Below are 20,727 nucleotides of genomic sequence, written 5' to 3'. Positions count from 1 at the left end.
CACCCTCCCGAAAGTAAGCCCAGGCTAGCCTAAGTAATTACGATGGGGAACAGTCCACCGGCATGATCAGCACGACAGTCCGGTCCGGTGTGGTCAGTCGCCGAACAGTTCGCGGTAGACGTCCGCCGTACCCGGATTTGCCCGGCACCCGGGCTCACCGGCGCGGAACAGGCTGGACTGGACGCCGCCGGCGTCGCAGTTGGAGAAGTACGCCTCGTACGCCAGGTCGGCGGCGTGCGCGGCGAACCAGGCGTGCATCCACCGGACGAAGTCCGGGTTCTCCCGCCCGGCGTCCCCGGTCGGCACCACGCCCCACTCCCCGACCGAGAACGGCTTGCCGCGTTCCCGGGCGAACGCGAACAGCCAGTCCAGCCCGTCCGGGGCGGCGGCGATCCGGTCGAAGTCCGCCTTCGTGCGCGCCGCCGGCCAGTGGTCGTAGTTGTCGATCCCGACGATGTCGACGTAGTCGTCGCCGGGATAACAGTTGGTGCTAACCCCGCCACAGACGCCGTCCGGGGTGCCGTGCGCGTTGATGGTCCAGTCGAGCAGCACGTGGGGGTTGGTGGCCCGGATCCCGTCGGCGGCCCGCCGGTAGCAGGCGATCCAGACCTCGGTGTCGGCGCCGTGCCAGGGCATGAAGGTGCCGTTGAACTCCCAGCCCAGTCGGACCACCGAGTCGGCCCGGTCGTGCCGGACCATCAGCGCGCCGAAGTCGCGCCACAGCTGGTCGAACTCGCCGCGCGCACAGCCGGCGAGATCCTGCGGGCGTCCTTCGGGGACCAGCCCCTGCGAGACGACCAGCACTCCGGGGAAGCCGTCGAACTCCTCGAACGTCCAGCCCGTGTCGCGGGTCATCGACTCGTACGTGGTCCGGTCGGTGTAGGTGTGCGCGACCCGGCAGACGCTCCCCCGCTCGACACAGAACCGCTCGACGTGCTCACGGTCGTTGATCGGATCGCCGTTGACGCCGGACAGCCCGTTCGGGCCGGGCCAGACGCCGGGCGTACGCGGTCGGGCCATCAGCTCGGCGGCGCCGGGGTGCCGCTCCGGCACCGTTGTCGACGGCCCGGCGTCACGGCTCCAGGTGAACGCCAGCGCCGCGATCGCGCCGAGCATCACAACGGCGAGCCCGGCCCCGACCACAGTCCCACCCGGCCCCCCTCTACCCATTCGCCAAGGCTCCCTATCCTCACTTCGCGTCGGGGACCTCGCCGCCCGCACCGTTGATCAAGGAGAGACCTACGCGGACCGCGCACGGCCCGTCGCGAGCCTGGGCGGGTCAGCCGGCGAGCATCGTGGACCAACTGGCGATGGTGGGCCGTTCGGCAAGCGTCACGTAGCTGGCCTCGACACCCTGGCGGCGCCAGCGTTCGACCAGGCTCATGAACGTCATCGAGTCCAGCCCGTAGGCGAACAGGTCGTCGTCGTCGGTGAGGTCGTCCAATGGCTCGCCGAGCGCCTCGGCGAGTTCGGCGCGCAGTCTCGACGGCGTGAGGGGTTCCATCGACCGGCCCTTCCGGTTGAGGTGGTCAGTTGACGATCGCGTCGGTGGTGGTGACGACGGCGCAGCGGCCGGCCGCGTACGCCATGGCGGTCTCGTGTTCGGCACGGGAGAAGTCGGCGACCGCGTCGGCGACCACGAACGGCTGCACGTCGCGCATGAACGCGTCGCAGGCGGTGGCGACGACGCCGATGTGGCCGTACACGCCGCAGACGACGAGCTGGTCCCGGCCGTGCCGGTCGAGCAGGCCGGCCAGGTCGGTACGGTGGAACGCGCTGTAGCGCCACTTGGTCAGCAGCGTGTCGCCGGGAGCTGGGGCGAGGTCGTCGACGATCCGCGCCCCGGCCTCGTCGGCGATCCCAGCGCCCCAGAAGTCCTGGAGCAGGCCACGCTGGTCGAGGGTCTGGGCGGCCGGTTGCGCGGAGTAGACCACGGGTACGCCGGTCAGGGCGCAATACGCCCGCAGCCGGTTGACGTTGGTCAGCACGGTGGACAGCGGCTCGGCGCCGGGCGCGTAGAAGCGCAGGAAGTGCCGTTGCATGTCGTGGATCAGCAAGACGGCGCGGTCCGGGTCGACCCGCCAGGACGCCCGGTTGGCGGGCAGTTCGGCGGCGGTCGGCACCGGGTACGGCGCGATGGTCGGGATCATGAGGCGGCTCCACCGTCGGTCGGGGACTGCCCGGTCGCGGAAGTCGTGACGGTCGGGGATGTCGTGGGCTCGGGTGGGCCAGTCGGGGACGGCGCGGGCCGGCCGGTCGGGGTCGTACCCGGCGCCGGGTCGCCGGTCGCCATCAGCAGGGCCAGGGCTCGGCGCAGTTCGGAGCGGCTGGTCTTGCCGACCCCGGTGTGTGGGAAGGCGTCGACGAACCGTACCCGGTCGGGGATCTTGAAGTCGGCGATGCCGCGGTCGCGGATGAAGGCCCGGATGGCGGCGGCGGTCGGTGCCTCGCCGCGTGGGATCACCACGGCGCAGGTCCGTTCGCCGAGCATCGCGTCGGGTACGCCGACCACGGCGACGTCGAAGATCTGCGGGTGGGCCAGCAGGTGGTTCTCCACCTCCTCCGGGGCGATCTTTTCGCCGCCCCGGTTGATCTGGTCTTTGGCCCGGCCCTCGACGATGAGGTGTCCGGTCGGGGTTCGCCGGACCAGGTCGCCGGTGCGGTAGAAGCCGTCGGTGGTGAACGCGACCGTGTTGTGCGCGGCCGCCCGGTAGTAGCCGCGGATGGTGTACGGGCCGCGGGTCAGCAGGTGTCCGGTCTGTCCCGGTGGCAGGTCGCGGTCGGCGTCATCGACGATCCGGATCTCGTCGTGGGGGCTGATCGGGGTGCCCTGGGTGGCGACCACGGTTGCCGGGTCGTCGTCGAAGCGGGTGTAGTTGACCAGGCCCTCGGCCATTCCGAACACCTGCTGGAGGTCGCAGCCGAGGGTTGGTGTCACTCGGGCGGCGACCTCGTCGGCGAGTCGGGCGCCGCCGACCTGGAGTACCCGCAGGCTGGACAGGTCGGGGCGGCGGTGCGCGGCGGCGTCGAGCCAGAGCAGGGCGAGCGGCGGGACCAGGGCGGTGATCGTGGCCTGTTCTTGTTCGATGAGGTCGAAGGTGACGTCCGGGGTGGGGCGCGGGGCGAGGACGACGGTGCCGCCGGCGGCGAGGGTGCCGAGTACGCCGGGTGAGCTGAGGGCGAAGTTGTGGGCGACCGGCAGCACGCACAGGTAGATCGACGAGGTGTCCAGCCGGCAGATGTCGGCGGAGGCGCGGACGCTGTAGAGGTAGTCGTCGTGGGTGCGGGGGATGAGTTTCGGTAGGCCGGTGCTGCCGCCGGAGAGTTGGAGGAACGCGACGTCGGAGGCGGCCGGGCCGGGCGTGGGGGGTCCGGTCGTTGGCTCCGGCCCCGTGTCGCCAGGCAGTGGACCGTCAGTGGCCAGGTCGGACAGCGTGGTGAACTCGGCCGGGTCGCCGACGACGAGCACGTGCTGCAGGCCGGGCAGCCGTTCGCGTACCTGCCGGGCGAGGTCCCGGTAGTCGAAGCCGGCGTGCCGGTCCGCGACGACATACCCGACCGCGCCGGTCAGTTCGGCGAAGTAGGTGATCTCGGTGCGCCGGTGTGGCGGCAGCGCGAACACCGGCAGCGCGCCGAGCCGGAACAGCGCGAAGATCACCTCGAAGAACTCGGCGACGTTCGGCAGTTGCACGATCACCCGGTCGCCGCGACGTATCCCGAGGTCGTGTAGGCCGGTGGCGAGCCGGTCGGCGCGGGCGTCGAGTTCGGCGTACGTCCACCGCTGCCGTCCGTCGACGACGGCGGTCCGGTCGGCGTGGGTCCGGGCCCGGTCGCGCAGGAAGCCGCCGAACGTCTCGCCGGTCCAGTGGCCGGCCGCCCGGTAGCGGGCGGCGAACTCGTCGGGCCAGGGCGTGAAGTCGGGGCCGGGTGACGGTGGGGCGACGGCGGGTTCAGGCGGCATCGGGCAGTCCCATCGCGAGCAGCAGGGTACGGAACTTCGCGGACGTCTCGGCCAGTTCGTCGGCGGGCCGCGACCCGGGGACGATGCCGGCGCCGGCGTACAGCCGCAGGGTGCGTTCGTCGGCCTCGGCGCAGCGGATCGCGATCACCCACTCGCCGTCGCCGTCGGCGTCGACCCAGCCGACCGTTCCGGTGTAGAAGCCGCGCGGGAACGGTTCGACCTCGGCGATCACGTCCCGGGCGGGGCCGGTCGGGGTGCCGCACACCGCCGGGGTCGGGTGCAGCGCGGTCGCCAGCGTCAGCGCGGTGGTCGAGGGGTCGGCGAGGGTGCCGGTGACCTGGGTGGACAGGTGCCACATCGCACCGGTCGGCACCACCGCGGGCCTGGCCGGGACGCGCAGGTCGGCGCAGTACGGCCGCAGCGCCTCGGCGACCGCCTCGACGACCAGGGCGTGCTCGTGCCGGTCCTTTCGGGAGCCGAACAGCGCGGCGGCCCTTCCGGTGTCCAGGGCGGAGTCGGCGCTGCGGGCGGCGGAGCCGGCGAGCGGGTTGGCGACGACCCGGTCACCGACCCGGGAGACGAGCAGTTCGGGACTGGCGCCCACCAGGGTGCGGCCGCCGGGCAGGTCGGCGGCAAAGGTGTAGCCGCGAGGGTCGAGCCGGGCCAGGTTGGCCAGGACCCGCCGCAGGTCCAGGCCGGACGGTGTGCCTACGTGCAGCGACCGGGCCAGCACCACCTTGGCCAGCTCACCGTCGGCCATCCGGGCCAGCGCCCGTTCGACGCCGCGCAGGTAGCCCTCGGGTTCGGGGACGGCCCGGACCTCGATGCCGGCCGGCGGTCCGGCGGGCTCCGGTGGCGGTCGCCAGTCGACGCCGACCGGGGCGGCCCGGTGCACGGCGGCCGGCACGACCAGGTGCGCGGCGGCCGGGTCAGCGAACGGGATGGCGCCGACCGCGACCGGTTCGGGCACGTCACCGGCGACGGCGGCGAGCATCGTGGACACGTAGCCGGCCAGGTCGGTGTCGCGGGCCGGCAGGCCGACCGCGACGCCCTCGGCGAGCAGCACCTGCCGGGGAGAGGCGAAGAAGAACGACGACCCAGGCCGGTAGCGGTCGACGAGGTCGCCGGCGGTCGGCGGCCGGTCCGCCGGTGCCGGTCCGGCGAGGTGGGTCGACTCAGGCACCGAGGGCCGCCCCGCCGTCGACGCACAGGTTGTGCAGTGTGATGTGCCGGGCCTGCGGCGAGGCGAGGAAGAGCACCGCGTCGGCGATGTCGTCGGGCTCGGCGATCCGGCCGAGCGGGATGCCGACCCGGAAGGCCTCCGGCTGGCCGGCCAGGGTCGCCGCAGGACCACTGTCGTCGGTCCACAGGGTACGCAGCATCGGCGTGTCTGTGGAGCCGGGCGAGACGACGTTGCAGCGGATGCCGTACCGGGCGACCTCCAAGCCGAGGCTGCGGGTGAACTGGGCGGCGGCGGCCTTCGAGGCGGCGTACGCGGCCATCCCGACTCGGGGTACCGAGGCGGCGTTGGAGGCGACGGTGACGACTGCGCCGCCACCCCGGCCGGCCATCCGGCCGGTCACCGCCCGGCACGGGTAAAAGACACCGGTCGTGTTGACGGCGAAGGTACGGGCCCAGTCGGCGTCGGTGTAGCCGGCGACCGGGCCGGGCAGCAGTACGCCGGCGACGTTGACCAGCAGGCCGACCGGGCCGAGTTCGGCCTCGACGCGGTCCACCGTCGACTCGACGTCGGCGGCGTCGGTGACGTCCAGCGGGTAGCCGGTGATGCTTCCCGATGCCGCCTGCCCGGCCGGGAGCGGCGCGGCGCTGGCCGCGAGCCCGCGTACGGCGGCACCGTCCAGGTCGGTGGCGGCGACGGTGGCGCCGCTCTCGGCGAGGCGCCGGGCGACCGCCGCACCGATCCCCCGTCCGGCGCCGGTGACGATCGCGACGGTGCCGGTCAGGGCGGGATGCATGGGTCCTCCCAGATAGGCACGAGCAGCGACAGGCCGTTAGGTTAGCCTAAGCTTGTTCGGCAAGCCAAAGGTTGAGACCTTCACCAAAGGATCTTGACAGCGGCCGGTCACGCCTGCCGATACGTCTCCTGCCGCGCGGTCGCCCGCATCAGCTCCAGGTAGCGGTCCCGGGTCAGCCGGGGCCGGTGCCCCGCGAGCAGCTCCCGGGCCACCCGGGCGTCGCCGTACAGCAGGTCGACGACCGTCCACGCCAGCGCCTTCGCCGGTTGCACGTACGCCAGCCACGGGTCGACGATCCGGAACCCCGCCGAGTGGTTGGCACCGGCACAGCCGCCGTGCGTCGGGTGCAGCACCGGCATCAGGTGGCTCAGGTCACCGGCGTCGGTCGACGCGGTCGACCAGGGCCCCTCCGACCAGCCCGCCGCGCCGAGCAGGTCGACGGCATTGCGCCGGAACAGCTCCCCCAGCGTCCGGTCGACGACGAGCGGCAGGTAGCCGGGCAGCGTGGTGAGTTCGACGGCCGCGCCGAGCGCCAGCGCACCGGCCCGCAGCGACCGGTCCACCCGTACCTCGGCGGCGGCGATCGCGTCGCCGGAGCCGCCCCGGATCAGCATGTCCACCACGACCTCGTCGGCGACCACGTTCAGGGCGGTCCCGGCGGGACGCAGCACCGGGTGGATCCGGATGTGGTCCCGGTCGGCGAACGTCTCCCGCTGCGCGTCGATCGCGTGCAGCGCCACGGTCGCCGCGCCCAGCGCGTTGACGCCGTGCTCGGGCGCGGCGGCGGCGTGCGTGGCCCGGCCGAGGAAACGGGCCCGTTTCGCCAGAAAACCCGTGTGACTCCAGGTCAGCCCCAGCGGGGCCGAGTCGGCGTGGGCGTGCACCATCATCGCCAGCCGTACGCCGTCGAAGTGGCCGAGCCGGACCAGTTCCTGCTTGCCGCCGGCGAACTCGATCCGGCCGGCCGCCCGGGCGGCGCCCGACCAGTCGATGTCGACGTACTCCTCGGCCGGTACGGCGAAGAACAGCACCTCGCCGCGCAACTGCCCGGCCGCCTCGGCGGCGACCAGCGCTCGGGCGACCCCGACCAGGTGGGCGACCTGCGCGTTGTGCCCGCAGGCGTGGGCGGCCCCGGTCACCGGGTCGGCCGCCGGATGGTCCGGCACCCGGACCGCGTCCAGTTCGGCCAGCACGCAGATCCGCGGCCCCGGCCGGCTGCCGGCCAGTATGGCCCGTACCCCGGTCTGTGCCAGGCCCTCCTCGACGGTCAGGCCCAGCGCACGCAACTCGCGGGCCACCAGGTCGGCGGTCCGGAACTCCCGGAACGCGAGTTCCGGGTGGGCGAAGACGTCGTCGCCGACCGCGGTCAGGTAGGCGCCGTCGGCGTCCACCAGGTCGGCGATCCGCGCCTTGAGCCCGGCTGCCGAGCCGCCCCTGGGCGCCGCCGCTCCCGGGGCCGGCGGGCTGGGCGGTACGACGGTCACCGGGCTGCCCCGAGCAGGCTGGCGAGGGCGTCGCCGAACCGTTCCCGCCAGCACAGCCGGTCGTGGCCGCCGGCGAACTCGAGGTAGCTGACCGGGTAGCCCCGGGCCAGCAGCACGTCGCGCAGGTGCCGGTTGGGGCGCAGGTTCACCCACTCGTCCAGTCCCACCTCGAGGTGTAGCCGCAGCGGCCGGCGGGCGGTGACGGCGTACTCGTGGCCGAGCCACTCGGCGCCGGCGTCGTCGGGGGTGCCGCTCTGCCACCAGAACGCACCGGACTGCGCCAGTACGTTGCCGAACCGGTCTGGAGCGGTCAGCCCGGCGAACGCGGCGGTCAGGCCGCCGAGGCTCTGCCCGGCGACCACCGTGCGCGCCGGGTCGTCGGTCACGGCGAGGTCCGCACCGGCGTGCCCGATCAGGTCGGTACGCAGGAACTCGACGTACTCCGGCCGGCAGGCGTACTCGGTGAACCGCGTCGGCCGGTCCACGCTGTCCGGCATGAGGGCCACCAGCGGTGGCAGCAGTCCGGCGTGGATCAGGTTGTCCAGGGTCGGCGCGACCGGCAGCAGCGGCCCCCATACGTCGCCGTCGAGCAGCACCAGCAGCGGATACGGCCCACCGCCGGGCCGGTGGCCGGGCGGAGTGTAGCGCCAGACCCGGCGCGGGCCGCCGGCCAGACGGGTCGGCACCCGCACCGTGTCGACCGCGCCGGCCGGGACCCTGGGCCGGGGCCGCCACCACCCGGAGCGGGGTGTGGCGGGTCCGTACGCGACCGACTTGTGCGGCGGGCGGTGCTGCGGCAGCGTCTCCGGGTTGAGCGGGTCGGCGACCGCCCGGCCGGCCAGCTCCCGCCAGTACGCCGGGCCGGTGGGCGGGACTCGCCCGGCGTCGTCCGGTGAACCGGTGTCGTCGGGGGCGATCTGGTAGCTGCCGGACCACTCGGCGCGCACCTGATAGGTGAGGTGCCACAGGTCGGTGCCGGGCAGCCGGGTCATCGCGCTGCGGCCCAGGTCAGCGCGGTCGGCCAGCTTGTTGACCAGCAGCAGCACGGCCCGGGTCGGACGGCGTTCCCGCCACACGAAGGTGAGCACCGCGTCTCCGGGGTCGTCCGGGGCTGGGGCGACCAGCGGGGTTCCGGTCTTCTCCACCTCGGACCAGAAGTACGCAAGGACGGCCGGACCGGCGCCGGAGGCCAGGTCACGGCGCAGCGTCTCGATCCGGGGGCCGGGCACCACACGGGGCGGCATCGGCCGCGGGATCCGCGGTGGCACGGAACCCGCCGGGACGGTACGCGGGGCGGCGGGTTCGTCCACTTCGGACGGCGTCCGGGTAGGCACACGCACCTCCTGCCGTAGGGCCGCACAGTCGCAGTTGACCATGCCTAACACTGTGGTTAGCCTAACCTAATGTTCACTGATCGGGAGGTGGCCCCTCCAGGACTCCGCCGGGGCGGTGAGCGGGGTTGACCGGCGCGCCGGCCCGCCGCCCGCTGTCCGCCGCCCAGCAGGCCCTGTGGTTCGCCCAGCAACTCGATCCCGACAACCCCGTCTACAACTGCGCCCACTACGTCGACCTGCGCGGACCGCTCGACCTCGACCGGCTCGTCGCCGCCGTCCGGGCGGTGACCGCCGGGACCGACGTACTCAACCTGACGTTCGGCACCGACGGCCACGAGGTGTGGCAGGCCCACCGGCCCGCCGAGCCGGAACCCACGGTCGTGGACCTGCGCGACCGGCCCGACCCGGAGAAGCACGCGGCCGACCTGATGCGAACCGACGCCGCCCGACCAGTCGCCCTGACCAGCGACGACCTGGCCCGGCAGATGCTGCTGCGGCTCGGCCCCGAGCACACCGTCTGGTACCTGCGCGCCCACCACATCCTGCTGGACGGCTTCGGCTTCTCGATGCTCGTCGAGCAAGTGGCCACCGGCTACGCCGCCCTCGGTCGCGGCGAACCCGCCGACCCGCAATTCGCCAGCCTGGCCGACCTGCTCGCCGAGGAGACCGCGTACGACGGCTCGGAGCGGGCCGCGACCGACCGCCGCTACTGGCTCGACCGGCTCGCCGGACTACCGGACGCCGTCTCGCTCACCGATCACGCCGCTCCGACCGGTCACCACTACCTGCGTCTCGACGGCGAACTCGGCGAGCGGGGCAGCGAACGGCTGCACGGACTCGCCGAGGCGTGCCAGGTCACCTGGGCCGAACTCGTCTTCGCCGCCACCGCCACCTACCTGCACCGGATGACCGGTGCCCGCGACCTCGTACTCGGCGTACCCGTCACCGGCCGGCTCGGCTCGGTCGCCGCCCGGGTGCCGGCCACCGTCGTCAACGTGCTGCCGCTGCGGCTCGCCGTACCGGCCGGGTCGACGCTGCGCGACCTGGCCGCCCAGGTCCGCGCCGAGCTGCGTGCCGGCCGCCGGCATCAGCGCTACCGGTACGAGCGGCTGCAACGCGACCTCGGCATGGTCGGCACCGGCCGCCGCCTGTTCGGCCCACAGGTCAACATCAAACCCTTCGGCCAGGACATCGCGTTCGGCGCCTGCGCCGGCCGGGTCCACTACCTCGCGACCGGCCCGACCGACGACTTCGAGGTCACCGCCAGCCTCGCCCCGGACACCGGCCGGCTGCGGCTCACCGTTGACGCCAACCCGAAGGCATACTCCGCCGACCGGGTTGCCGCCCACCGGGACCGGCTCGCCCATCTGCTGGAGATCCTCGGCGACCTCGACCCGGACACACCGCTCGACACGATCCCGGTGCTGACCCCGACCGAAGGCCACCGGGTGTTGCGCGGCTGGAACGACACCGGGCACCCGGTCCCGGCCGGGACGCTCACCGACCTGCTCGACCACGCCGCGACCGGGCATCCCGACGCCGTGGCCGTGGCCGCCGACGCAGGGGTTCCCGACGCGGGCGGGACGCTGACATACACCGAACTGCACCGGCGGGCGAACCGGCTGGCGCACTGGTTGATCCTGCGCGGCGCCGGGCCGGGCACCCTGGTCGCGGTGGCCCTGCCCCGCAGCGCCGACCTGGTCGTGGCGCTGCTGGCGGTGCTGAAGTCCGGGGCAGGCTACCTGCCGCTCGACCTGTCGTACCCGGCCGACCGGCTGGCGTTCATGCTCGACGACGCCCGACCGACCTGCCTGCTGACCCTGTCCACCATAGACAGCCCGGCATCCGGGGACGCCGGGCCGGGCCGGATCGAACTCGACCGGCCGGAGACGGCCGCGCTACTGGCCGGCCTGCCGGACACCGCCCCCGGCGACACCGACCGGCGGCGGAAACTGCGCGCCGGCGACACCGCGTACGCGATCTACACCTCAGGGTCAACCGGCCGCCCCAAGGGCGTACTGGTGCCGCACCGGGGCATCGTCAACCGGCTCGCCTGGATGCAGCACGAGTACCGGCTAACCGGCGACGACCGGGTGCTGCAGAAGACGCCGTACGGTTTCGACGTGTCGGTCTGGGAGTTCTTCTGGCCTCTGACGACCGGGGCGACGCTGGTGGTGGCCCGTCCTGACGGGCACCGCGACCCGGCGTACCTGGCCGACCTGATCCGCCGCGAGCGGGTCACCACCGTCCACTTCGTACCGTCGATGTTGCGGGTCTTCCTCACTGAACCCGGCGCGACGGCGTGCGGTGCGACGCTGCGCCGGGTGGTCTGCAGTGGCGAGGAACTGCCCGCGGACCTGGCCCGCGAGTTCCACCGCACCGTCGGCGTGCCGTTGCACAACCTGTACGGCCCCACCGAGGCGTCGGTCGACGTCACCCACCACCCGGTCCGCGCCGACGACCCGCCCGGCCCGGTCCCGATCGGCCGCCCGGTCTGGAACACCAGGATGTACGTCCTCGACGCCGCCCTGCGGCCGGTGCCAGCCGGGGTCGCGGGTGAGTTATTCATCGCCGGCACGCAGGTGGCGACCGGCTACCTCGACCGGCCGGCGCTGACCGCGGGCCGGTTCGTCGCCGACCCGTGGGGTGGACCGGGTGACCGGATGTACCGGACCGGGGACCTGGCCCGGTGGCGCGACGACGGGGTGCTGGAGTTCCTCGGCCGCACCGACCACCAGGTGAAGATCCGTGGGTTCCGGGTCGAACCCGGCGAGATCGAGGCGGTGCTGACCAGCCATCCGGCGGTCGCCGGCAGCGCCGTGGTGCCGTGGCCGGGCCGACCGGACCGGCTGTGTGCGTACGTCGTAACGGCGGGCGGGTCCGGCGGAGAGCCGGCCGGCGACGGACTGTCGGACGAGGTGGCGGCCGCCTTGCGGTCGCACCTGGCGGCGGCACTACCCGACCACATGGTGCCGGCCGCATTCGTGACGCTGCCGGACCTGCCGCTGACGACCAGCGGCAAGCTCGACCGGCGAGCCCTGCCCGCACCCGAGAGCGGGCCGGCCGGGACAGCACCCCGCAGCCCGCGCGAGGAACTGCTGTGCGGACTGGTCGCCGAGACCCTCGAGATGCCCCGGGTCGGCGTCGACGACAACTTCTTCGACCTCGGTGGACACTCGCTGCTCGCGGCGACGCTGACCGCCCGGATCCGCGACGTGCTCGGGGTGGCACTGCCGCTCGGCGCCGTCTTCGCCGCCCCGACCGTCGCCCGCCTCGCCACCCGGATCTACGGCACGGCTGCCACGGGCGCCCCCGTCACGGGGGACGCGCTCGACGTCCTGCTCGCGCTACGGCACCGCGACGAGGGGCCGGCACTGTTCTGCGTACACCCGGCCGGCGGCCTCAGCTGGTGCTACACCGGGCTGCTGCGACACCTGCCCGCCGAGGTCGCCGTCTACGGGTTGCAGGCCCGCGGGCTGACCGACCCCGCCAGCCGGCCGGCGTCGATCGACGAGATGGCCGACGACTACGTACGGCAGATCCGGGCGGTTCGGCCGCACGGAGCGTACCGGCTGCTGGGCTGGTCGGTCGGCGGGGTGATCGCGCACGCGGTAGCCGTACGGCTGCGCGACGCGGGCGAACCGGTCGACCTGCTCGTGCTCCTCGACGCGTACCCGGGCGACCAGTGGCGGGACCTACCCACCCCGGACGAGTCCGACGCGCTACGGGCTCTGCTGCACATGGCCGGCCAGGACGAGTCCGTCGTGGCCGGGAAACTATCGACGGAGGCGGTGCTCGCGGCGCTACGCCGCGACGGCAACGCGCTTGCCGGACTCGGTGCGGACACCCTCTCCGCCATCGTCACCGTCGTGGTCGACAACGCCCGGCTGATGCGCGAACACCGGCACCGGCGCTACGACGGGGACGCGCTGTTCTTCACCGCCGCCCGGCCCCGGCCGGAGCACTGGCTGGACCGGGCCGGCTGGGCGCCGTACCTGCGAAGGGTCACCAACCACGACCTGGACTGCCTGCACCCGCAGATGATGCGCCCAGATGCGCTGGCGGTGATCGGCGACCTACTCGCCCGCCGCCTAGCAGCCCGGCCTGACTGAGCCGGCCGCGCGCCGCCAACCGGGCCTGCCGGGCGGCTGGGAGCGACATCGGAACCAGCGTCCGCGTCTCTGTCCACCTCTCAGTATGTGCGGTGTGTGCCGGCAGGAGCCCACCGGTTGGCAATGCGTGGCCGAGAGCGTCCGGACTCGCGTGGTGCCCGCGCCAGCCTCCATCGTCGTCGCGGTACGGAGCCGCCTCGCCCGCCGGTGGTCGTACCGGCCCGCCGATCTACCCGGCGCTGTCCGGTGCGCGTCCCGTCGCGCGTGCGGTGGGTGTGCTCGCCCGCCAGTGGCGGCTGGTGGGCTGGCGGGTGTGAAGTGTCGCCGCCGCAGTGCTCGACGCCGGCATGACGCTGGCCGGCTGGGTGTCGGCCTCGGCGGAGCCGGCGCTCGCGGCAGCCGTTCCGCTGGTGGCGGCGGTTGCGGTGGCCGGCGCGTGCGGAGTGACGAGCCGCCGGACGAGCTGATCCGGGCCACACCGACTTCGGTACGGACGGTCCTGCTCGCCCGGTTGACCCTGGTGCTGGGGCCGGCGTGCGCCTGGTCGACAGCTACGACGCCGAACGCCGCCCCATCGCCCAGGCAACCGCCGACGAAAGCCACCGGCGCCCCACCCCAGCGAGGGCCTCGTCCTCGGGTATTTGACGGGTTCGTCGGTGCCGGGTGGCCATTCGGCGATCAGCCAGCAGTCGGGCTGGGTGCCGGCGTCGGCGCGGGGGATGTCGCGGTTGGCGGGGCGGACGCGTAGGCGTAGGAAGTGGGGACGCAGCGCGGCGTGCGGGTTCGTCGGCGTGGCGGTGGGCGGGGACGGTGGCGTCCGGCATAGCGGTCGCCGACGAGGAGCAATCCGTCCGGGCGTAGCAGGTGTACCCGCCAACACGGTGGCCCTGAGCGGCATGCCGACCTGGTCGGACCGGCTGTCCCGGGCTCCTTGGAGCCGACGTCGGACACCGCACTGCTGGGCGCGACCGCGGTGGTCAACCCGGACGCGGCGTTCTCGGCACTGACGGCGCTCCAGTCCGGGTCAATGGCGCAGCCACCCGACATACCCGCGGCATGATCGCCACCGTCTTGGGGCGACGGCGCTGACCGTCGTCGCCCGTTGCTCGTCGCACGTGGAGATGCGGCATCGGAACCGGCGTTCAGCGTCGACCAGACCCGCCGCCGCGATCGGGTCGTGCCCAGCAGCGTGCCGCCGACCCTCCAGGCCGAACCGCGTCGAACTCGCAGGTCTCGTTGAGCGGCAGATCCCGGCCGGTGGTGGATCACGTTCCGGATACGGACTCTTGCCCATGCCGCACCTCCTCCGATAACTTGCGTGCCATAAGTTCACAAGGCAGCGCCAACAGTCCCAGCAAACGGCTGTCGTTTCGGGGATGTTGCGGGACGCAAGTTGAGGAGAGTGCGGTGACGTTCTCGATCGTGGCCGTCGACCCGGCGACCGGTGAGATCGGCGCGGCCGTGCAGTCTCACTTCTTCGCCGTCGGTCGCCGCTGCCTCACCGTCCTGCCCGGGACCGGCGCGGTCGCGTCGCAGGCGTTCGGGGACGCCGGACACGGACCGCTCGTTCTCGACGCGCTCTCGAACCCCGGCGCCGTCCCCGCAGTCGTCCTGCGGCGGCTGATGGCCGGTGACGAGAACCGCGAGCTGCGGCAGGTCATGGTTATCGACCCAAGCGGCGAGGCAGCCGCCCATACCGGCGCTGGATGCATTCCGTACGCCGGTCACCGGATAGGTGCCGGCGTGGCCGCGGCGGGCAACACACTCTCCGGCCCTCACTGGCAGGACATGGTCGACGCGTACCGGGACAGCCCCGGCCCGATCGAACAGCGCCTGCTCGCCGCCCTCTCCGCCGCACAAACGGCCGGCGGCGACCTGCGCGGCATGATGTCCGCCGCGCTCAAGGTCGTGGGTCCGGAACGGACCAGGTGGCCGCAGCCGGGCACCCGCATGGACCTGCGCGTCGACCATCACCCGGCGCCGATCGAGGAGCTCGCCCGCCTGGTGACGCTCTCGGCGGCGCATGCCAGGCTTACCGCCGGTGTCCTCTCCCCCGGCCGGATCGTCGGCACCGGGGCGGCTCCGATCGACGACACCAACGCACCGGGGATCCTCGACGACCTGGCGGAGGCGCAGCACGTCTTCGGCGACGACCCGGAACCCACCTTCTGGCGCGGTGTCGTGGCGGCGCGTGTCGGGCGCGACGCGCTCGCGGCCTCCTGTTTCGCTCGGGCCATCGCGCTGCATCCGTCGTACGAACAGCTCGCCGGCGCGCTCGAACGCGCTGGCCGGCTCCGGCTTCCCCCGGGTGGACTCCGCGCGCTCCTGGCGGCCCACCCGGACGTCCCACCCCCAACGACCGTCCAGCCTGGTCGGAACGGACAGATGGAGACCCCCAGCACATGAGACGAAAGCACATCGCGCCGCTCGTGGCGGCCGCGCTCACCGGCCTCGTCGCACTCACCGGATGCCAGGGCGGGTCGCAAGGCGACTCCGGCGGCCGGTCGCACAGTTTCATCATCGGTGCCGGCGAGGTGGACGGGCTCGACCCCGTCCAGACCAAGACGATGACTGCCCAGATGGTCGTGGCGAACCTGTACGCCAACCTGATTGAACAGAAGATGGTCCCGGTAGCGGACGGCTACCTGGATGGCACCGACGAGTACGTCAACGGCATCGTCGAGAACTACGAGACCTCCGCCGACGGCAAGGTGCTCACTTTCGCGCTGGCCGACGGGCTGACCTTCGCCGACGGCTCGCCGCTCACCGGCGACGACGTCGTCTACACGATGCGGCGAACGCTCTCGGAAGCCTCCTACGTCAGCGGCTCCAGCACGGTCTTCATGCACATCAGTGACGCCGAGAAGCAGATCGTGGCGGTCGACCCGTCGACTGTCCGGGTCACGCTCGACTCACCGGCGCCGGCCGTCGACGCGTTCCTCGCTCTGAGCACCTTCGGCATCCTGAGCTCGGAGAAGGGCTCGGCGAACGCGGGCGCGAACGGCGCCGCCACCGAGTTCTTCGTCAAGAACGCAACACCGTCCGGCCCGTTCACGCTCGAGTCGTGGAACGCCGGCGAGAGCGTCAAGCTCGTCAAGAACCCCAAGTACGTGCACGCGGACGACGTCTACCCGGAACAGCTCACCATTCTCAACATGGCCGACGAGGACCAGCGCTACCTCGCGTTGAGGAACGGCGACATCGACGTGGCCCTCGACCTGTCGCCTCGGCTGGTGAAGGAGGCGTCCTCGCAGGCCGGGCTGACCGTGCACAGCATGCCCAGCAACACGCTCTACTACCTGGGCATGAACCCCAAGGTGGCACCCTTCGACAACAAGCTCGTCCGCCAGGCGGTGGCCGCCGCCGTCCCGTACGAGTTGCTGATGCGGGAGGTCGTGCTCGGCCAGGCAAACCCGGCGTACGGCGTGGTACCGCACAACATGACGACCAGTACCGCGCCGTCGGAGAAGGCCACACAGTACGAGACGAACGCCGAGCGCGCCAAGCAGCTTCTCGCGCAGGCGGGGGTGCGTGACCTGACCGTCGACCTCTCGATCTCCTCGGCCGACCCGATCTCGGTGGACTCGGCCGTCCACATCCAGTCGGCGCTCGCCCAGGCCGGCATCAAGGTCCAGATCAAGCAGCTGGCCGACGCCGACTTCGAGACCCGGAGCAAGGCTCAGGAGCTCGGGTTCTTCGTCGCGAACTGGGCCTCGTGGGTGCAGGATCCGTTCTTCCAGATGCGTGCCCTGCTGCTGACGGACCGGGCGACCAACCGGACCGGCTTCGCCAACGCCCAGTTCGACAAGCTCGTCTTGGACGGCATCGCCGAGGGCGACCGCACCACACGCGACCAACTGTCGGCCGAGGCACAGCGGATCGTGATCGACGAGGCATCGTTCGTCGGCCTGTTCACCAAGAACATGTCCGTTGTGACACGGTCCGATGTAGAGGGCGTCACGCTCACCGACGACCTGCTGCCCCGTTTGAAGTACCTGTCCCGTAAATGACGTCCTGATTCGCCGGGCCGGCCGAAGAGGGCCGGCCCGGCGACCGGGCAAGCCGTGGAGCGCAACCTCTTGACCAGGTATCTCCTGCGACGCCTGCTGTCGAGCGCGATCACCATCGCGGTCATGGCGGTGCTCGTGTTCTTCGCATCCCGGGTGCTGCCCGGCGACCCCGCAGTCATCCGTGCCGGCAACGACGCCACGCCGGAGCTGATCGCGAGGATCCGCGCCGAGCACGGTCTGGACCTTCCGCTGTACGAGCAGTTCTTCCACTACGTCGGCGGCCTGCTGCACGGGGATCTGGGCACGTCGGTGCGGACGGGCAACCCCGTCTCCGCGGACCTGCTGACATTCCTTCCCGCCACCTTGGAGCTGAGCCTGCTGGCGTTCGTCGTCGCCGTGCTGATCGGCGTCACCGTCGGCACGGTCGCCGCCGCCAGGGCAGGGCGGTGGCCGGACGCGGTGGCACGTGGCTTCACTGCGGTGGGGGGCTCTATGCCCAGCTTCTGGCTCGCACTCATGGCCATCTTCGTCCTCGTCTACTCCCTGGGCCTCTTCCCGAGCCCGGTGGGACGGTTGCCACTCGGCACGAGCGCGCCGCCGCGCCACACCGGCTTCCTGACCATCGACGCGCTCATCGCCGGCGACAGTGCCCTGGCAACGTCGGCGCTCGCCCAGCTCGCGCTGCCGGCGCTCCTGCTGGGGACGCTCAGCTCGATCGCGCTCGCCCGGATCACTCGTACGGCGATGATCGACGCGCTCAGCGCGAGCCACACGCGGGCCGCGCGCGGACTGAACCTGGGGCGCCGGCACATCCTGCTGCAGGAGGGCTTCCGCAACGCGCTGCCGACGATCATCACATCGATGGGCTTCGTCGCCGGGCACCTCATCGCCGGCAACATCATCGTCGAGCAGATCTTCTCGTGGCCCGGGATCGGGCGGTACCTAAGCACTGCGATCTCGCAGAGCGACCTCGACGTCGTGCAGGGCTTCGTGATCGTCGTCGGTGTCAGCTACGTGCTCATCAACCTCGTCGTCGACCTTCTGTACGTCGTCTCGGACCCGCGCATCGACCTGAGGAGGGCAGGATGACGACCGCCAGGATGCTCGCCTCGGCTCGCCCACGCCGGCTGGCCCGGCTGCGTGGCCGCGGGGACCTCGGACTGCGGCTCGGGCTGCTGCTGCTGGCCGTCCTCGTGCTGATCGGCTTGGTCGGTCCGCTGCTGCTGCCCGACCCGAACGCGACGGCGGCCGGTCAGTCGCTGTTGCCACCGGGCCCGGACCATCTCTTCGGCACCGACCGGTACGGCCGCGACCTGCTCGCCCGTACGGTCGCCGCGATCCGCCTCGACCTCGTGCTCGGTATCGGAGTCGCCGTCGCCGCGATGCTGCTCGGCTCGCTGCTGGGCGCCGTTGCCGGCTACCTCGGTGGCATCGTCGACGAAGTGGTCATGCGCTTCACCGACGCGCTGCTGGCCTTCCCCGGTTTCGTGCTCGCCCTCATGGTCGTCGCCTTCACCGGCAACAGCCTGGTGTTCATGGCGGTCGGCGTCACCATCGGATCGATGCCCCACTTCATCCGGCTGTCCCGGGCCCGAGCACTGTCCGAACGGGAACTCGACTACATCCCCGCCAGCAAGCTGGCCGGCAGCGGAAGCGGCGGCATCATCTTCGGGCACATCATGCCCAACACGATCGGGGCGCCGCTCATCCAGACCACCGTCACCGCCGGATGGGCGATCCTGGACATCGCGGCCCTGTCGTTCCTCGGCGTCGGCGTCCAGCCACCCACCGCCGAGTGGGGCACGATGATCTCGGAGGGTTACAGCGAGATCCTCACCGGCAAGTGGTGGCCCGCGTTCTTCCCCGGCCTGTTCATGCTCATCGCCGTGCTGGCCTTCCAGCTGATTGGTGACGGGCTTTCGAAATGGAAGAACTCATGAGCCTTCTCGCGGTTGACGACCTCGATCTCCGGATCGCCCGGTCCGGGCAGACGCTGCTGCGCGATGTCACCGTCTCCATCGAGCGCGGTTCCATCGTCGGCCTGGTCGGCGAGTCCGGCTCCGGAAAGTCGATGTTCTCGCTGGCCCTCATGGGACTTCTGCCCGACGGCGTCGAGGTTTCCGCCGGGACGGCGGAGGTGGCGGGTCGACCCATCTTCCGCGGCGCGTCACGCTCCTACGACACCGCCGTACGGGACCGGATCGCGCTCGTGTCCCAGAACCCGCGGGCCGCCCTGAACCCGACCATGCGGATCGGCAAACAGATGGTACGCGTGCTGCGGCAACGCCGACGGATGGGGAAAGTCCAGGCGCGGGACGAGGCCCGGGAGCTGCTGCGCAAGGTGGGCATATCCGATCCGCTGCGGGTCGAGCGCGCCTACCCGCACCAGCTCTCCGGAGGGATGTGTCAGCGGGTCGTCATCGCGATGGCGCTCTCCGTCCAGGCACCCGTGCTGATCGCCGACGAACCCACGACCGGTCTCGACGTCACCATCCAGGCGCAGATCCTTCTGCTGCTCAAGGAGCTGATGGCCGACGGCGACCGGGCGGTTCTCATGGTCACCCACGACCTCGCCGTCGTGAGCAGCATGTGCGACCAGGTGATCATCCTCTACGGCGGTCAGGTGATGGAGGTGGGCCCGACGCAGGATATCTTTCACGACCCCGTGCACCCCTATACCCGCTTCCTGCTCGAGAGCCTCGAAGACCACGTCCCGAGCGCCGACGACATCGGCGACCGGGTGACGGAGTCCTCGGTGGACTTTTCGCTTGCCGGCTGCCGCTTCGCGAAGCGGTGCCCGTTCAGCACGGACCTGTGCCACCGCGAGCCGCCGCTCGCACGCCGGAGCGGGACTCGGACCGTCAACTGCCACCACCGGGGTGTCTCGTGAGCCCACTGCTTCAGGTCGATGACCTCGTCATCACCTACATGAACGGCCGGCGCCGCGTCCCCGCCGTACGCGGCGTGAGCTTCGCCGCCGAGCCCGGGGAGACGATCGCCCTGGTCGGGGAGTCCGGATGCGGGAAGTCGTCGACCGCCCGAGCAGTCGCCGGGCTCGAGGCGCCCACCACCGGCCGCGTGCGCATGGCCGGGCATGACGTCGGCGCCATCGCACGCGACCCCAAGCTGCGTCACCTCGTGCAGATGGTGTTCCAGCACTCCGACCAGTCGCTCGACCAGATGTGGACGGTCGAGCGCATCGTCGCCGAGCCACTGGCCCGAATGCACCGCATGAGGCGCGGTGCCGCCCGGGACCGGGTCGTTCCCGCGCTCGCCGAGGTCGGGCTCGGTGACGAGTACCTGACCCGGCGGCCGCGCGACCTCTCCGGTGGGCAGGCGCAACGCGTGGCCATCGCCCGCGCCCTGATCACCCGCCCCCAGCTCGTCGTGCTCGACGAGCCCACCGCGAGCCTGGACCAGTCGGTGCGGTCAAGAGTGCTTGCGCTGCTGCAGCGTCTGCAAAACGAACGGAAGATGACCTACGTCTTCATCTCCCACGACCTGGCCAGCGTGCGTCGAATCGCCCACCGGGTCGCCGTGATGTACCTGGGGCGCATCGTCGAGGTAGGACCCACCGCCGAGATCTTCCGCAATCCGATGCACCCGTACACCAAGGGCCTGCTCGAGTCCGAACCGCGGGTGACGCCCAACGAACCGTGGGAGATCACCCCGATGCGGGGCGAGACGCCCAGCCCTTCGGCCATCCCCACGGGGTGCGCCTTCCAAGGGCGGTGCCCACTCGCCGGCCCGCAGTGCGCGGCCGTCGATCCCCGTCTCGTCGAGGTCGCCGGTGGCCGGCTGCTGGCCTGCGTGAAGAAGGACTGACACGTGCCCACACTGTCCCGGCCCC

At 72.0% G+C, this 20,727-nt stretch carries 15 protein-coding genes and 2 pseudogenes; 9 read left to right on the top strand and 8 right to left on the bottom strand.

Annotated features, from left to right (window positions below):
* Positions 1 to 93: 93 nt before the first annotated feature.
* The 8 genes from QCD66_RS12145 to fes form a co-directional block, all read right to left on the bottom strand.
* Positions 94 to 1,143, bottom strand: a complete 1,050-nt coding sequence (locus QCD66_RS12145; protein WP_375735098.1) for a glycoside hydrolase family 26 protein — start codon at positions 1,141 to 1,143, stop codon at positions 94 to 96.
* Positions 1,144 to 1,279: 136 nt separating this feature from the next.
* On the bottom strand, positions 1,280 to 1,504 hold the full coding sequence (locus tag QCD66_RS12140) for a phosphopantetheine-binding protein (protein ID WP_375735099.1): 225 nt from the start codon (positions 1,502 to 1,504) through the stop codon (positions 1,280 to 1,282).
* Between the two features lie 25 nt (positions 1,505 to 1,529).
* The gene (locus QCD66_RS12135) at positions 1,530 to 2,150 is read right to left on the bottom strand and encodes an isochorismatase family protein (protein ID WP_375735100.1); all 621 of its coding nucleotides are present in this window, start codon (positions 2,148 to 2,150) and stop codon (positions 1,530 to 1,532) included.
* Entirely contained in the window at positions 2,147 to 3,961 is a 1,815-nt protein-coding gene (locus QCD66_RS12130) for a (2,3-dihydroxybenzoyl)adenylate synthase (RefSeq protein ID WP_375735101.1), read from the bottom strand. The genes QCD66_RS12135 and QCD66_RS12130 overlap by 4 nt, the downstream gene beginning before the upstream one ends.
* The gene (gene dhbC / locus QCD66_RS12125) at positions 3,951 to 5,144 is read right to left on the bottom strand and encodes an isochorismate synthase DhbC (protein ID WP_375735102.1); all 1,194 of its coding nucleotides are present in this window, start codon (positions 5,142 to 5,144) and stop codon (positions 3,951 to 3,953) included. The genes QCD66_RS12130 and dhbC overlap by 11 nt, the downstream gene beginning before the upstream one ends.
* Positions 5,137 to 5,937, bottom strand: coding sequence for a 2,3-dihydro-2,3-dihydroxybenzoate dehydrogenase (locus QCD66_RS12120; protein ID WP_375735103.1), 801 nt, complete (start codon positions 5,935 to 5,937; stop codon positions 5,137 to 5,139). The genes dhbC and QCD66_RS12120 overlap by 8 nt, the downstream gene beginning before the upstream one ends.
* A 107-nt stretch (positions 5,938 to 6,044) precedes the next feature.
* Complete coding sequence (locus QCD66_RS12115; RefSeq protein WP_375735104.1) at positions 6,045 to 7,421, bottom strand: amidohydrolase; 1,377 nt, start codon at positions 7,419 to 7,421, stop codon at positions 6,045 to 6,047.
* Positions 7,418 to 8,665, bottom strand: a complete 1,248-nt coding sequence (gene fes / locus QCD66_RS12110; RefSeq protein ID WP_375735105.1) for an enterochelin esterase — start codon at positions 8,663 to 8,665, stop codon at positions 7,418 to 7,420. Before fes ends, QCD66_RS12115 begins: the two co-directional genes overlap by 4 nt.
* 215 nt (positions 8,666 to 8,880) lie before the next feature.
* On the opposite strand from fes, the pseudogene QCD66_RS12105 reads away from it, so the two are divergent.
* The 9 genes and pseudogenes from QCD66_RS12105 to QCD66_RS12065 all read left to right on the top strand — a co-directional run.
* Positions 8,881 to 10,182, top strand: a pseudogene (locus QCD66_RS12105) (condensation domain-containing protein); the annotation flags it as partial.
* 57 nt (positions 10,183 to 10,239) lie between these two features.
* Positions 10,240 to 12,033, top strand: a pseudogene (locus QCD66_RS12100) (amino acid adenylation domain-containing protein); the annotation flags it as partial.
* 6 nt (positions 12,034 to 12,039) lie between these two features.
* Positions 12,040 to 12,867 carry an alpha/beta fold hydrolase gene (locus QCD66_RS12095; RefSeq protein WP_407567243.1) on the top strand — a complete coding sequence of 276 codons (828 nt, stop codon included), beginning with the start codon at positions 12,040 to 12,042 and terminating at the stop codon, positions 12,865 to 12,867.
* A 1,407-nt stretch (positions 12,868 to 14,274) separates the two neighbouring features.
* Entirely contained in the window at positions 14,275 to 15,273 is a 999-nt protein-coding gene (locus tag QCD66_RS12090) for a DUF1028 domain-containing protein (RefSeq protein ID WP_375735107.1), read from the top strand.
* Complete coding sequence (locus QCD66_RS12085; protein ID WP_375735108.1) at positions 15,270 to 16,877, top strand: ABC transporter substrate-binding protein; 1,608 nt, start codon at positions 15,270 to 15,272, stop codon at positions 16,875 to 16,877. The genes QCD66_RS12090 and QCD66_RS12085 overlap by 4 nt, the downstream gene beginning before the upstream one ends.
* A gap of 54 nt (positions 16,878 to 16,931) precedes the next feature.
* Complete coding sequence (locus tag QCD66_RS12080; RefSeq protein ID WP_375735109.1) at positions 16,932 to 17,966, top strand: ABC transporter permease; 1,035 nt, start codon at positions 16,932 to 16,934, stop codon at positions 17,964 to 17,966.
* A complete protein-coding gene (locus QCD66_RS12075; RefSeq protein ID WP_357543794.1) occupies positions 17,963 to 18,817 on the top strand; it encodes an ABC transporter permease in 855 nt (284 codons plus the stop codon). Before QCD66_RS12080 ends, QCD66_RS12075 begins: the two co-directional genes overlap by 4 nt.
* Positions 18,814 to 19,767: an ABC transporter ATP-binding protein gene (locus QCD66_RS12070; RefSeq protein ID WP_357543795.1), complete on the top strand. Its 954-nt coding sequence runs from the start codon at positions 18,814 to 18,816 to the stop codon at positions 19,765 to 19,767. The genes QCD66_RS12075 and QCD66_RS12070 overlap by 4 nt, the downstream gene beginning before the upstream one ends.
* Positions 19,764 to 20,702 (top strand): ABC transporter ATP-binding protein, encoded by a 939-nt coding sequence (locus QCD66_RS12065; RefSeq protein ID WP_375735110.1) that lies wholly within the window; start codon positions 19,764 to 19,766, stop codon positions 20,700 to 20,702. The genes QCD66_RS12070 and QCD66_RS12065 overlap by 4 nt, the downstream gene beginning before the upstream one ends.
* Positions 20,703 to 20,727: the final 25 nt, after the last annotated feature.

It is taken from the genome of Polymorphospora sp. A560 (assembly GCF_045781765.1).
GTDB lineage: Bacteria > Actinomycetota > Actinomycetes > Mycobacteriales > Micromonosporaceae > Polymorphospora > Polymorphospora lycopeni.
The sequence above is the reverse complement of the archived record's forward strand: the minus strand, read 5'-3'. Positions and strand labels throughout refer to the sequence as shown.